At 40.0% G+C, this 13,447-nt stretch carries 13 protein-coding genes; 8 read left to right on the forward strand and 5 right to left on the reverse strand.

From position 1 onward, the window contains the following. Position 1 precedes the first annotated feature (1 nt). The 3 genes from mraY (at position 2) to CZ794_RS06690 (ending at position 3,143) form a co-directional block, all read left to right on the forward strand. Entirely contained in the window at positions 2–1,120 is a 1,119-nt protein-coding gene (mraY, locus tag CZ794_RS06680; RefSeq protein WP_062845672.1) for a phospho-N-acetylmuramoyl-pentapeptide-transferase, read from the forward strand. A 126-nt stretch (positions 1,121–1,246) separates the two neighbouring features. Beyond that, a complete protein-coding gene (locus tag CZ794_RS06685) occupies positions 1,247–2,218 on the forward strand; it encodes a putative RNA methyltransferase (RefSeq protein ID WP_087040870.1) in 972 nt (323 codons plus the stop codon). A gap of 331 nt (positions 2,219–2,549) precedes the next feature. Continuing rightward, complete coding sequence (locus tag CZ794_RS06690; RefSeq protein ID WP_227681114.1) at positions 2,550–3,143, forward strand: PepSY domain-containing protein; 594 nt, start codon at positions 2,550–2,552, stop codon at positions 3,141–3,143. Positions 3,144–3,306: 163 nt separating this feature from the next. Here CZ794_RS06690 and CZ794_RS06695 read toward each other — a convergent pair whose 3' ends face one another. Continuing rightward, positions 3,307–3,507, reverse strand: coding sequence for a hypothetical protein (locus tag CZ794_RS06695; RefSeq protein ID WP_087040871.1), 201 nt, complete (start codon positions 3,505–3,507; stop codon positions 3,307–3,309). A 398-nt stretch (positions 3,508–3,905) separates the two neighbouring features. Here CZ794_RS06695 and CZ794_RS06700 point away from each other — a divergent pair, with 398 nt between their 5' ends. Continuing rightward, positions 3,906–4,166 carry a hypothetical protein gene (locus tag CZ794_RS06700; RefSeq protein WP_087040872.1) on the forward strand — a complete coding sequence of 87 codons (261 nt, stop codon included), beginning with the start codon at positions 3,906–3,908 and terminating at the stop codon, positions 4,164–4,166. A gap of 127 nt (positions 4,167–4,293) precedes the next feature. Here the strand turns inward: CZ794_RS06700 and CZ794_RS06705 are convergent, their stop codons facing one another. The 4 genes from CZ794_RS06705 to CZ794_RS06720 form a co-directional block, all read right to left on the reverse strand. Continuing rightward, complete coding sequence (locus CZ794_RS06705; RefSeq protein ID WP_087040873.1) at positions 4,294–4,995, reverse strand: hypothetical protein; 702 nt, start codon at positions 4,993–4,995, stop codon at positions 4,294–4,296. Positions 4,996–5,447: 452 nt separating this feature from the next. Beyond that, positions 5,448–6,371 carry a hypothetical protein gene (locus tag CZ794_RS06710; protein WP_087040874.1) on the reverse strand — a complete coding sequence of 308 codons (924 nt, stop codon included), beginning with the start codon at positions 6,369–6,371 and terminating at the stop codon, positions 5,448–5,450. 155 nt (positions 6,372–6,526) lie between these two features. Beyond that, entirely contained in the window at positions 6,527–7,918 is a 1,392-nt protein-coding gene (locus CZ794_RS06715) for a GntP family permease (RefSeq protein ID WP_087040979.1), read from the reverse strand. A gap of 580 nt (positions 7,919–8,498) precedes the next feature. Continuing rightward, positions 8,499–9,422, reverse strand: a complete 924-nt coding sequence (locus tag CZ794_RS06720) for a hypothetical protein (protein WP_087040875.1) — start codon at positions 9,420–9,422, stop codon at positions 8,499–8,501. A 114-nt stretch (positions 9,423–9,536) separates the two neighbouring features. Here CZ794_RS06720 and CZ794_RS06725 point away from each other — a divergent pair, with 114 nt between their 5' ends. From CZ794_RS06725 to CZ794_RS06740, 4 genes are all read left to right on the forward strand, one after another. Continuing rightward, complete coding sequence (locus CZ794_RS06725) at positions 9,537–9,710, forward strand: M48 family metallopeptidase (RefSeq protein WP_256958911.1); 174 nt, start codon at positions 9,537–9,539, stop codon at positions 9,708–9,710. 863 nt (positions 9,711–10,573) lie between these two features. Then, positions 10,574–11,185, forward strand: a complete 612-nt coding sequence (locus CZ794_RS06730; protein WP_179207265.1) for a restriction endonuclease subunit S — start codon at positions 10,574–10,576, stop codon at positions 11,183–11,185. Beyond that, positions 11,185–11,820, forward strand: a complete 636-nt coding sequence (locus tag CZ794_RS06735) for a hypothetical protein (RefSeq protein ID WP_087040878.1) — start codon at positions 11,185–11,187, stop codon at positions 11,818–11,820. Before CZ794_RS06730 ends, CZ794_RS06735 begins: the two co-directional genes overlap by 1 nt. Positions 11,821–11,917: 97 nt before the next feature. After that, a complete protein-coding gene (locus CZ794_RS06740; protein WP_087040879.1) occupies positions 11,918–13,447 on the forward strand; it encodes a type I restriction-modification system subunit M in 1,530 nt (509 codons plus the stop codon).

The following is a 13,447-nucleotide window of genomic DNA, read 5'->3' on the forward strand; positions in this document are numbered from 1 at the left end:
GGTGTTAGTTTGGTTGTTTGGCTGGCTTGGTCAGTATTATACGCCGTTTTCGGCGGTTTCTTCGTTGACGCTACGCGCGCTACTTGCGGTCATTACCGCACTTGCCTTTAGTATGATTTTTGGCGGACGTGTCATTAAACATCTACGCTCGCTCAAATACGGACAGGCGATTCGTGATGATGGCCCGCAGTCTCATTTGGTCAAAACGGGCACGCCAACCATGGGCGGCGTGTTGATTCTCAGTGCTATCGGTATATCGACGTTGCTTTGGGCGCGCCTGAACAATCCCTATGTGTGGATTTTGCTGGTCGTGATGGTCATTTTTGGGGCAGTAGGTTGGGCAGATGATTGGCTAAAAATCAAATACAAAGACCCCAAAGGCTTAATCGCCCGCAAGAAGTATTTTTGGTTGTCGATAGGGGCGTTATTTGTTGGTGTGTCTTTATACTATATTGCCACGCTACAGCCTGATATCAATACCACGCGTGAGATGCAAGATTTGTTATTACCGATCTTTAAAGACTGGATGATTCCATTTTCAGTCGTACCCTTTGGTATTGGCTTCATCATTTTTACGTATTTTGTGATCAATGGCGCGTCTAATGCGGTCAATTTAACCGACGGTTTGGATGGTTTGGCGATTTTGCCAGTGGTACTGGTGGCAGCAGGTTTGGGTGCCATGGCCTATGTATCAGGTGATGTGCGTTTTGCTGATTATTTGCATGTACCTTATATCGCTTATAACTCTGAGGTCATCATTGTTTGTGGCGCTATGATTGGCGCAGGGCTGGGTTTCTTATGGTTCAACGCCCATCCAGCACAAGTGTTTATGGGTGATGTCGGTGCGCTGGCACTTGGGGCGATGCTGGGCACCATTGCGGTCATGACACGTCAAGAGATTGCTTTTGCGATTATGGGTGGTCTGTTTGTCGCTGAAGCCTTGTCGGTTATGTTGCAAGTGGGTTCATACAAGCTGCGCAAAAAGCGTGTTTTTCGTATGGCGCCGCTGCATCATCATTTTGAAGAAATCGGCTGGAAAGAAACCCAAGTGGTGGCACGATTTTGGATCATTGCCATCATATTAGTTATTCTTGGCCTAATGACGCTAAAACTGCGGTAAAGAAACGCCTCAAATATTCCTATATTATATTTATAGATGCCATCTCAATGATTATTGAGGTGGCTTTTTATCGCTTAAGGCCCATGAATTTTGTTAAAATGCCAGTCATATTGCTACGATTTTGAGATGCCTGTGTCCTTATTTACCTGTCCCCTTTGTCACTCTCCCATACAGCCTGCACCAGATACATGGCGCTGTGACGGCAGCCTAAATCCCAAACAGACTGTCCATACTTTTGATGTGGCACGGCAAGGTTATGTCAACCTATTACCAGTACAACAAAAAAAATCCAAAGCGCCTGGTGATAGCCAAGATTCTATCGAGGCACGCAAGCGCTTCTTGAAGGCAGGCCATTATCAACCGTTGCAGGCATTGGTTGGTCAACAAATGCAGGCATTGTTGGCAAAGCAATTAAAAGATGAACAAGGTAAAGCCCCTATCAACTGGTTAGATATTGGGTGCGGTGAAGGCTATTACACTCAAGCGATGGCAGAGCTAGAATCAGGTCTTATCGATAATTTGATCGCCGCTGATATTAGTAAGCCTGCGTTGGTTGAGTTGGCCAAGGTAGGGAAGGCAGCAGGCAGGCTCTGGTATCAGCAAGATAAAGCCACCTCTGCTAGAGCGACTATTATTTATCCATTGGTGACGAGTGCGGCGAATCTACCGCTAAGTGCTCATAGTATGACAGGTATCAGTAGTATTTTTAGTCCCATCTTACCAAGCGCATTTGCTGAGGTACTGGTTGACGATGGCTATTTGATCATTGCAAAACCAGACGCAGGACATTTGGCATCGATGCGCGAGGCACTATTTGATGATGTGCGTGAGCATGATTCCGATAAGTTTTTACAAGAGCTGTCCTCTGAATTCACGCTTTTACATACGCATCGGGTCAGTCATGAGTTGGCTTTATCTGCTGATGATTTAAGGGATTTGATGACGATGACGCCATATGCGTACCGTGCTAAAAGCGAAAAAAGACAAGCGCTATTAGAGGCTGTTGCAGCACAAGACTTTAATACAGAAGCAAAGTTTGTGCTTTACGTTTTACAAAAAATCTCTAAACGGTCGGATACTATGAAACCTTTATCGTAATCGTACGATTCGATTTTATACGATATGAGTTTTACGAGTTATGATGTTTGGCTGTAGATGATAGCGCCACAATTTTGTTTAACGAATTCTACATTTTGAAAAGCGGCAAATAATTTGGCTACTTTTTGACATATCTATAAAAGGTTTAGCGCTGTAAACGCTACATTCGTTACTTTTTATCAGCATAAATCATTTAGACATCAAGATTGACACTGTGTCATTATCCTAATCGCAATAGACATTTTATAAAGAGTGTCATGATGGATTCATGACATTATTTCACTGAATACTTGTCTTCAAAGGATATTTGGAGATGCATTAGGATATTATTATGAAAACAACACCAATGACGAAAATAACACCAATGATGAAAAAAACCTCAACATTAAAAAAATCATTAGCGGTAGCACTGAGTGTCGCAACCCTTAGCATGGCCTCTATTTCAGCCAGCCAAGCGGCCACTTCTATGAATGAGATTACCGCTGCTTCGCAAAGCAAGATCAGTCTAGAGCAGGCACTGACGCTTGCCAATAAAGCAGTAAAAGGCGATATCATTAGTGCAGATTTTGATCAAGAAGATCGTGCAGAAGATAGTCACTATGACATCAAAATCATCGCCAATAACAATGAACAAGAAGTCAGAGTGAATGCGAGCACTGGAAAAGTCACAAAAGATGAGACAGAGCGTCTAGATAAAGACGATTTGGCAGAATATAACACCATGAAACAAGCAAAAGTGAGCTTGTCTCAAGCCATCAAGAATGCCAATAAAACGCTAAAAGGATCCGTACTTGAAGCTGAATTCGATATGGATTTTGGCAAGCCCGTTTATAAGATTGAAATTGGCAAAGGCAATCAAGTCCATAAAGTGGTTGTCGATAGTATGACTGGCAAGATTACGAGCAGTCAGATCGACAATGATTAATCACTGACGGTTTAAATCGACTACTAAAAAGCCCCAAACTGCTTCTACGAGTGGTTTGGGGCTTTTTAGTATGCGCTTAATGGTTCAGTCCAAGCAAATGAGCAATACTGTTTAAACCTTATTGAATCAAACCATATTTTACTAAACGATGGCCAAAGTAGGGCTATGTCTCTGTGTGAATGGCTGTTTTGAGCTGACGAATGACTGAGCTGAGTAACATCTCGTCGATATCAGTCATGGCGTTCAACCCGTAGTCATAAGTCTTTAAGATCATGGCTTGTTGGTCTTGCGATAGATGGACGGTGACATCTTTGCTGGCGACCAGATGCCTATAGTCTTCTATGGTCTTTTTATCCTTACTCATATTCAGCTCCTTTTCTCATTATAAACGCCGCTTACCTATGATCATTTTTGAGCTTTTTTATCAAAACATTAGCTAGATTTTATGAAGCCCTGATGACATTGACAACCCTTTTTTAAAGGTGTTGAGTTAGCAATCGCAATAACAACGCTTTGCCATAGGCTTGGTTACTATCTTAGCTTATAACTATTTAAGCGCGATATTTTTTATTTGGAGTAAGCGTATCAAGTAGAATCGAGCCGCGAGCAATAATCGCAACCTTTCTTCAAGTTTCATAAAGCTACTTAATACTAAAGTTGTTTATCATCTCCCTTGTCGATAGAGCGCCGCTTTATCACGATATTTTATTTGATACTTTATAAAGTGTCTGTAATCATCATTTATCAAATTGGGAAACAACAATGAAAAAAATCATAATCAGTTCAATTTTTGCGGTAACTGCTTGCTTATCAATGGTTGGTCAAGCCAATGCAGCGCCTCATTTTACTCAGCATCAGGCGTCTCAAGTACAGCATCAAAAACATGGGAATAAAGACAACCATAAGCACAAGCAGATGAATAATAAGAAAAAAAGTGTCTATTATCACTCAAAGGCTGCGCCAGCTAAATATAAGGTGAAAGGCAAGTATCAAGGTAAACATATCGAAGGACACCGCGGTTAATGGTTAGGGCGTGTTCAACAGGTTCTAAGTCTACACATACAACAATGGCGCCTTAAATAGGCGCCATTGTTGTTTAACGATAAAATCTTACGCATTTATGGACGATATATTAACGCAATCACAAGGACTACTGACTGGTAAATATCACTTTATTCTTACCATTATTAGCAGGCTGGCTAATAGTGACTTTGCTATCTAATATATCGCCTCGGGCATTGATTTTGTAGCATTCTGACGATGTGCCTTGAGGGTCAACCTTGAGGAGTAGATTGCCGGACGTTTCAATACAGAACCACGCCGTATTATTGCTATCTCGCGTCAAAGACCAGTCTTGGTCATAGGTGCCTATTTTTTTGCGCATACTACTATCGCTATACACAGTTTCAGTAATCAATTTGCTAGAAGAACCTACCGTCGCCATTTTAGGAATGGTGGTTGTTTGATTCGAGAGTGAGTATTTGCCAGAGCTGTCTGTAAACCCGTGGAATACCAAAGGATTCAGGGTAAAGTAGTTGATAGCCACCGATTGATCGGTGATTTGATTATTCACTTTATTGATGGTGTTGACCTCGGCACCTTGTACCGCTTTGTTATTGAACATCATCCGGCCTTTAGGCGTGACGTTGATCTCGGCTGAGGCACTTTGATTACCAATCGTCGCCATTAATTTATCACTGCGCGCTTTGGTATAGATATTGAGCATCGCGGTTTCAATAGGATATTGTGTCACTACGTTATTTTGAGTATTGCCCGTTGTTCCGCTGTTCATACCTGTTGCACAAGCACTCAAACTCAAGGCTGCCACCGTACATAATCCAAGTGTTTTCATGATTTGATTCCTCAGTGAGTTTAAATAAATATTATCAATATCCACTATAATCGAATTCATGAGTGAAGGCATCTGTCAACTACCACAGACACGGCCTTCATTACATCACTATAACAACCAGTAATCCTCTAGTGTCTAATGCAAAGGTTTGTATCGAAGAATAGGGCAGTTTTGAGGAGTAAGATGAGTGAACAATAGGGTAAGTGTGGGTATTAAAAAGAGAAAGTATCGATAAAAAGGTGACTGATAACACCTTTAGTTGTTGTATAAAAATCACTCTGAATCTACGACATCAAATAAATAGGAACATGATGACATTTGCAGAATTTGCCGTATTGTTATCCTTCCTAAATTAAGTAAATAGCTATTATTACATAATAAAATAGCGCCTATTTTAGGCGCTATTTTCTATTTATATATATAAGTAGCTAGGTCTTCATGCATAGCTAATATTAATAGCTGGCTTTGACTTGTGTTTCAAAGAAATCGGCCGCTACATCGTTGTATAAGTTGCAATCTACGACATCTTTTGTAAAGTCAGTCATAGCAGCATCTTTCACGCCCTTTTGGTAATAGTAAGCATTATAGACTAAACCATTGTATTGTACGGCTCCTACCATATCGCCGTATTCATCAGTATACCTAACGGCTGGTAGCTCGTTGTTGCGTCCGACTTTCTCTTTGACAAGATCAGTAGCGGTATTGGCTTCTTCTTCGTCAGCGATCCACTCGTCAAGCGTTATATCTTGACCAGCATCATAATCATAAAATGCATAGTAGGACTGGGTAGGTGTTTCTTGTAAGATGTAGCACTGAGAGCCATTAGGGAAAGTAGCACTAAAGTTATCAGAGAAAGAGTTTAAGTCAGTCCTGATACCGGTCGTCGCACTAGACGGAAGCCTACCTACGCCACTAAGGTCAATCGTGACAATATCATAAGTAGAGTCGATAGAAGAGCCATCCATTTGGATGCTTGACTTGAACGTATTGCTATCAGTGAAGTTGGCTTTATAAAATTTATCTTCAGACCCTGCGGGAACTGCCACAAACGTGTTTTTACCTGCATAATACTCTATGTCAGTATATTCACTTGTACTCTCTTGATAAGCGGTAGGTGAGTTACCCACGACGGTAGAGATAGTTTCAGAAAACTTGTTGTTACCGATGACATAAGCGAGCTTACCCCAGCCCCCTTGGAACTGACCATTCACCACCTCAGTGAAAGAATCGAACACCGTATAACTTAGTTCGTTATTAACGATAGGACCGCCATTGTTATCTGGGTTTGACACATTGTTATCGTCATCATCACCGCATCCTGTCAATATTAGTGTACTTGCCAATGCGATCCCTGCGTATAGCTTATTGATTTTCATATTGTTACCTATTGATAGCTTCCCGTAAGAAATCTAAGGTTAGTCTTATAACTTTCTATTTGCAAAACAAATATTCAGTTTTAACAGTGTTGCTACAATAGATCTGCTTTTCTAAAAACCAATGATATTTATATTATTAAAACCAAAAACGCTTTTTAAAAAGAGCCAAACATACTGCCTAGTACAATAACGAGGATAAGCGCAATGATAGGAACGATCACTGCGACCACAAATATATCTTTGTACGATTCTCTATGCGTTAAACCACAAATAGTGAGCATGGTTATGATAGCGCCGTTATGGGGTAGAGAATCTAGACCGCCTGAGGCAAGCGAGGCGATACGGTGCATCAGTTCAGGGTCAATATTGTATTGCTCTGCCAACTGCATATAGTTATCACCCATGATTTCTAATGCAATACCCAAGCCACCGGAAGCAGAGCCTGTCACGCCTGCTAGGACGTTAACCATGATGGCCTCTGATATGAGCGGGTTTTCGGGTGAAATACCCATAAGGTATTGTTTGATCACCGCAAAACCAGCAAGCGTCGCAATCACAGAGCCATAACCCACTTCTGATGCTGTATTGAAAATGGGAAGCAAAGATCCCATTGCGCCTTTGTTCAGGCTTTCTGTCACACTGCCTATTCTTTTAAAATTTAAAGCAATGACAAAAACACAGGCCAAAAACAATGACAAAATAATCGCCCAAATACCAATCACTGAGCTTAAGGCGATCCCGCCAAATTGCTCATCAGCCAAATAGCTGTTATTCCACATCGGGATAATCAGTTTGGAAAATGCGTAATTACCGATAATAACGATAAAAATCGGGGTCAGTGCCAACCAAAAATTCGGTACATCGATACCTGAGTGAGGCGCCTTTTCATTTAACATATGATTGCCATAGCCTTCATGATTAGCATGAGCAACCTGTAATTGGCGATACATCCATAGCATACCGCCACCTAACATGACAATCGCTGCAATGATGCCTAGACCTGGAGCAGCAAAAGCATCGGTCCCAAAATAGGGCATGGGTATGACATTATGGATGGCAGGGGAGCCGGGTAAGGCAGTCATGGTTAAGGTGAGCGCACCAATACAAATTGCTCCTGGTATCAGCCTTTTGGGAATATTTGTCTGCTTAAATAAGGCTGCTGCGATAGGATAGATGGCAAACGTTACAACAAAAGCGGATATACCCCCATAAGTGAGAATACAGCAGGCTAGCACGACCGCTAGCAAAGCATGTTTGTCACCCAATTTTTCGACTATGTTGTGAGCGATACTATAGGCATAACCAGAATCTTCCATTAACGTGCCAAAAATAGCGCCCAATATAAATAATGGAAAATATTTGATAGCAAAGCCGCCCAAGCCTTGCATGAACACTTCTGTATACATACCCATAGTTTGAGTGCTTTCGCCACTTAAAACCACGGCCAAAATAGCGAGTACAGGGGCGAGCACTAAGACGCTAACACCTCTATAAGCAAAATATATCAAGAGTGACAAAGACAACAAAATAGCAAAAATACTCATAATTTTGATTTCCTTCCATGGAAAAACGATGTTGTTGAATATGTTTGTCAAACAAGCTTGATTGTCAGCAACAGATACGGCTTAACCTATTGCTTTTATCTAAAAGAACAGGCGTTATAACTGTACGATGGCTAGATGCTAAAAAATATGGATGCTTTTGAGTTTGACTGTGCGAAAGGCATTTTGAACGGTGGAAGCAGATTTGGTAAATGATCGTTCATCATAGCTATCCTTGGCATGAACTAAATTGACTGACATAACCACTATCAAGGGTATTTTGATGTGGTGAAAAAAACACTATCCATAGTGTTTATTAAAAACGATACGTTTTGTATCGTATTAAAATTTAACAGAGCGACAAACAAAGGTCAACCGTTAAGTATTTATATTGTTTATTCTTACTAAGCTGATTTGTATTGTCGTTTATCTATCTTACGGGATAATGGGCATAGCCGTATGCTATATAGATTCAGAATGAGATAGTAGAGAAGGTGTTAAAATGGATAAAAAAATAGCGCCCATTGTAGGCGCTATTTTTTGTCTTGATGTATACAAGTAGCTAGGTCTTAACTCACAGCTAATACTAATAATTGGCTTTGATTTGTGTTTCAAAGAATTTAGTCGCTACATCGTTATACAGATTACAGTAAACCTCGGAAGTTTCAGGATCAGTATTTTCTTTTTCTTGAATGCCTTTTTGATTGTAGAACGCGTCGTAAATCAACCCTTTGTATCGGACAACGGCAATGGTATCTCCATCCTCGTCGGTATATCTAGCAGCTGGTAATTCATTATTGAGTCCGATATTTTCTTGCACAAGATTAGTGACGGTATTGTTTTCTCTTTCATTAGCAATCCACTGCTCAATAGTCATGCTACCTACATCATCACCATCAGCAAAGCTATAGTAATTTTGCTCAGGGGTCTCTAAAATAATATAGCATTGAGAGCCACTAGGGAAAGTGGCATTAAAGCCCTCAGGGAAATAGTCTAAATCAGTATCTATACCTGTAGTAGCATTGCGTGGTTGCTTGCCTACGCCCGTAAGGTCAAGAGTAGTAATGTCATAAGTAGAGTTAAAAGTTGAATTATCCATTTGAACTTTTAATGTAAAGGTATCGCTATCAACAAAGTTGATTTTATAGAACTTACTATCAAAATTCTCAGGAACAGCGGCAAACGTGTTTTTACCGACATAATATTCCAACTCATTATCGTCACCTCTACTGTCTTGATAAGCAGTAGGTGAGCTTCCTATCACGGTAGATATTGTTTCCGTCAATCCCCTGTTACTGATTTTGTACGCCAGCTTGCCCCAAGCTTCTTCATATTTATCATTTGACATGTCAGTGAAAGGATCGAAAGTTGCATAGTTCAGTTCATTATTAACGATAGGCCCCCCATTATTATCTGAGTTTGATACATTGTCATCGTTATCATTACCGCACCCTGTCAATACTAGTGTAGTTGCCAATGCAATCCCTGCGTATAGCTTATTGGTTTTCATAATGTTACCTATTGTTAGCTTCCCGTAAGAAATATAAGATTAGTCTTATAATTTTCTATTTGCAAAACAAATATTCAGTTTTAACAGTGTTGCTACAATAGCATCCATTTCTATATATTAGTATTTCCGCGTCAGCGACTTGACAACGTAATATTGCACGAGCTGTGTCATATCGCCGAGCACAATCATAATGAGCATTTTTGGCGCTTGTTAACTCAAGTTATGCCGAACTGGAAAGAGGTAAAAGCGAGACTTGATGGTATGGCCGAGCTGTATTTGAATGAGTGAGCAAGAGCGACATTTTAAAATTTTTAAGACAATGGCATTGATCGTTTTAAGGTACAAATGAATATTAAATAAGTCACGCTCTTGAGATGCCTGACATATCTTAGAAGTGTTTCGGACAGCAGTAGATAATTAGTATGGACTGAAAGTCATACTATTAAAAAATTCAAGAGGTTTTAGGAGCGTTTAGGACAAGATAGGAAAACTGAAATAAAAGATGATTTTATAAGATTGGCGGTGAAGGAGGAAGTCGTACTTATATTATAAGTTATTGATTTTAAAATATTTTTTATTATAATTTAAAGATATAGACCAACTATTAGACCAACACCTTTTAAGTATTGGATGCGAAACAGATAATGGGATTTATCTCATATTAAATTGAAACAAAATGTTTCTGGGTTATTATTTAGTTTCAAACACATATTTTTCCTAAAAAACCATTTCTAATAGAATGGTTCAAGTGAACTCTTCTCCACAATACCTGCGTAACGCTCATTATACACACGTAAGATAATATTCTTATCTAGTATCAATTGCCTGTCAACGAAACCACCATTTATCAGCGCAATCGCAATGTCTTGATAGCATTCTATCAGTGAGCGATCAACGATTAATAGATCGTTAGATTAGATAGTGATATTAACTAGACTATTATCCTTCATTTTGACTAGATAAATTGATGCAGAGTAGCGTCTAAACAGATTACTAAAATAGATATGGTTCTACATATAGTTACGTGGTTCAAAAAATAAAGCAAAAATATTTTATGCATAATTGATGTTTATGCATAAAAGTCGTTGACTCCTGTGCTAACTTAGTAGATACTTGCATAACTTGGAATTATGCATAAAAATGGAGTATCTGTGAAGAACCAATATAAGCATTTGGAACTTATTCAAATATGTGAAATAAAATCAGGTCGTTCGATCCGTGGTGCTATCACTGAAGTTGAGGATACTGGTATAAGAATTGTGCAAATGAAAGACTTATCTGTAGATGGTATTTCTTGGGATTCTTGTATTTCTACTGAATTGACAGGTAAAAGCGCGCCTGACTGGCTTGTTAAAGGGGATATTCTAGTACTGGCACGTGGTAATCAAAATTATGCAGTTTTAGTTGATGACTTTATAAACGATATAAATGCTAAGGTGATAGCAGCACCTTATTTTTTTATATTGCAAGCTAAAACTGAAAAAGTACACTCTACCTATTTAACATGGTGGCTGAACCAGAAACCAGTACAAAACTACTTTAAAACTAAGTCTAGAGGTACAGGGTCACTTAGTTTGCCCCGTTCTGCACTAGAGGAAACAGAGATTGTACTACCTACTGTTAAGGAACAACAGATTATCGCCAGTTTATATAGCAATCTCGCTCAGCAGAAGGCTGTGCAGCAAGAACTGATATCCAATAGTGAACAGTTATTAGCTGGGATAGCCCAGAGAATTAATAACAATAAAGAAGGATCTCGCTAATGCTAAAAATTGAAGGTTTGAATTTAGTATTGGTAGGGCTTACTGCGTCAATACCATTGCTATCGCCTTTTCTTCCATTCTTAAGGGATTTTATCTCAGCTACAATAAGTCGAGTGGTTAAAGATAGAGCTGCAATAGAGAAGCTGAGACTAGATTTAGATAATTTGCTAAGTAAAGAAAAATATATACAGGATATTAACGTTTTAAACGTAAAAATGCTTAGAAATATACCGTTTGAAAAGATAAATATCTTGCTGCGTAAAAATATCAGTTTGACACACCTTATAGAAATGAGTGATATCACTAAAAAAGGTTTATGCACCTATGTACCAGAATCCGAAAAAATAGGAATAGTAAGCGCAAAAGAATGTATAGCTGTTAAGAAAAAAGATATTATTTTGCATCTATATTTTATTTCATTTTTAATGACTGTCTTATTACTTTTTATAGATATCGTTTGGCTTCAAGAGCCTATAACAATAGTATTATTGTTTATTTTCTTTTGCATTCTTGAGATTGCTTGGCTCACAAGGAGAAGTCCCTATGAGTCATATAAAGAGCTGACTAAAAATGAAGAAAGCATAAATGAACTTCGTAATCAGGGCATTATAGTTGCTCAGACTATTACTAGCTAAGTCATGCGAACAATTGTAGATACCAGTCATATACAAATCAGTTCTTCAAATAGAACCAATAGAATAAATAATTTTAGCTTATCAATAGGAACAGAGAATGAGTACAACCGATACGATTGCCACCACCCAAATCAATCAAGACGATATCAATAAAGCCGTATGGAACGCCTGCGACACCTTTCGCGGGGTTATCAGCGCCGACACCTATAAAGACTTTATCTTAACCATGCTGTTCCTCAAGTATTTATCTGACGTTTACCGCGATGAGTACATCAAGCTGGTCGAGCAGTTCGGCGACAACCCCGAGCTGATCCACGCCATGATGTCCAAGCAGCGTTTTGTATTGCCTGAGGGCGCAAGCTTTTGGGATCTATACGAGCAGCGTCATCAGCCAGGCAACGGTCAACGTATCGATGAGGCGCTACATGTGATTGAAGAAGCCAACGGAACCAAGCTCAAAAACGTCTTCCAAGACATCAGCTTTAACACCGATAAACTCGGTCAAGAAAAACAAAAGAACGAACTATTACGCCACTTATTAGAAGACTTTGGCAAAGACATTCTCAATCTAAGTGCCGAGCGTGTCGGTAGCCTCGATGTGATCGGTAATGCGTACGAGTATTTAATCAAGCACTTTGCTGCCAGTAGTGGCGCGACGGCTGGTGAGTTTTATACGCCGCCTGAAGTGTCCAATTTGCTAGCGACTATCCTTGAGCCTGTCGAAGGTGATGAAATCTGTGATCCAGCCTGTGGTTCGGGTTCGCTACTCATTAAGTGCGGGGCGATGGTACGCAAAAACTCAAACTCTAAGAAGTATGCACTATACGGTCAAGAAGCCATTGGCTCGACATGGGCACTGGCCAAGATGAATATGTTTTTGCATGGTGAGGACAACCACCGTATTGAGTGGGGCGATACCATCCGTAATCCGCTGCTACTCGACAAAGACGGCAAGCGTTTACTACAGTTCGATGTGGTGACCGCCAATCCGCCGTTTTCACTAGATAAATGGGGTCATGACGATGCCAGCAGCGATCCCTATGGTCGCTTCCATCGCGGCGTACCGCCCAAGACCAAGGGCGACTATGCCTTTATCAGTCATATGATCGAAACGCTCAAACCTGCGACTGGTCGCATGGGCGTGGTCGTACCGCATGGCGTGCTGTTCCGTGCGTCAAGTGAAGGCAAAATCCGTCAGCAGCTCATCGAAGAAAACCTGCTCGATACGGTAATAGGCTTACCAGAAAAGCTATTCTTTGGAACAGGTATTCCAGCGGCTATTTTATTGTTTAAAAAGAACAAAACTGATGACACGGTACTGTTTATCGATGCTAGCAATGAGTTTAAATCAGGTAAAAATCAAAACCAGCTGACTGAAGATAATATTGCTAGGATCATTGAGACCTATAAGGCGAGAGAAAGCGTTGATAAATATGCGTATCTAGCGAGCTTTGATGAGATAGCAGAAAACGATTTTAACCTAAACATTCCACGCTATGTCGATACCTTTGAAGAAGAGGCGGAGATTGATCTGGATGCGGTGCGTAATGAGCGTCTTGAGTTAAAAGCTGAACTCGATAAATTAGAGACTGAGATGGCAGATTTTTTAAAAAGTTTGGGGTATTGA

It is taken from the genome of Psychrobacter sp. JB385 (genome assembly GCF_900163785.1).
Lineage (GTDB): Bacteria > Pseudomonadota > Gammaproteobacteria > Pseudomonadales > Moraxellaceae > Psychrobacter.

Bases quoted from the DNA above. Each gene is read 5' to 3' on its own strand.
- CZ794_RS06685 (WP_087040870.1), top strand. From the start codon at position 1,247: ATGCCTGTGTCCTTATTTACCTGTCCCCTTTGTCACTCTCCCATACAG.
- CZ794_RS06690 (WP_227681114.1), top strand. From the start codon at position 2,550: ATGAAAACAACACCAATGACGAAAATAACACCAATGATGAAAAAAACC.
- CZ794_RS06695 (WP_087040871.1), bottom strand. From the start codon at position 3,507: ATGAGTAAGGATAAAAAGACCATAGAAGACTATAGGCATCTGGTCGCC.
- CZ794_RS06700 (WP_087040872.1), top strand. From the start codon at position 3,906: ATGAAAAAAATCATAATCAGTTCAATTTTTGCGGTAACTGCTTGCTTA.
- CZ794_RS06705 (WP_087040873.1), bottom strand. From the start codon at position 4,995: ATGAAAACACTTGGATTATGTACGGTGGCAGCCTTGAGTTTGAGTGCT.
- CZ794_RS06710 (WP_087040874.1), bottom strand. From the start codon at position 6,371: ATGAAAATCAATAAGCTATACGCAGGGATCGCATTGGCAAGTACACTA.
- CZ794_RS06720 (WP_087040875.1), bottom strand. From the start codon at position 9,422: ATGAAAACCAATAAGCTATACGCAGGGATTGCATTGGCAACTACACTA.
- CZ794_RS06735 (WP_087040878.1), top strand. From the start codon at position 11,185: ATGCTAAAAATTGAAGGTTTGAATTTAGTATTGGTAGGGCTTACTGCG.
- CZ794_RS06740 (WP_087040879.1), top strand. From the start codon at position 11,918: ATGAGTACAACCGATACGATTGCCACCACCCAAATCAATCAAGACGAT.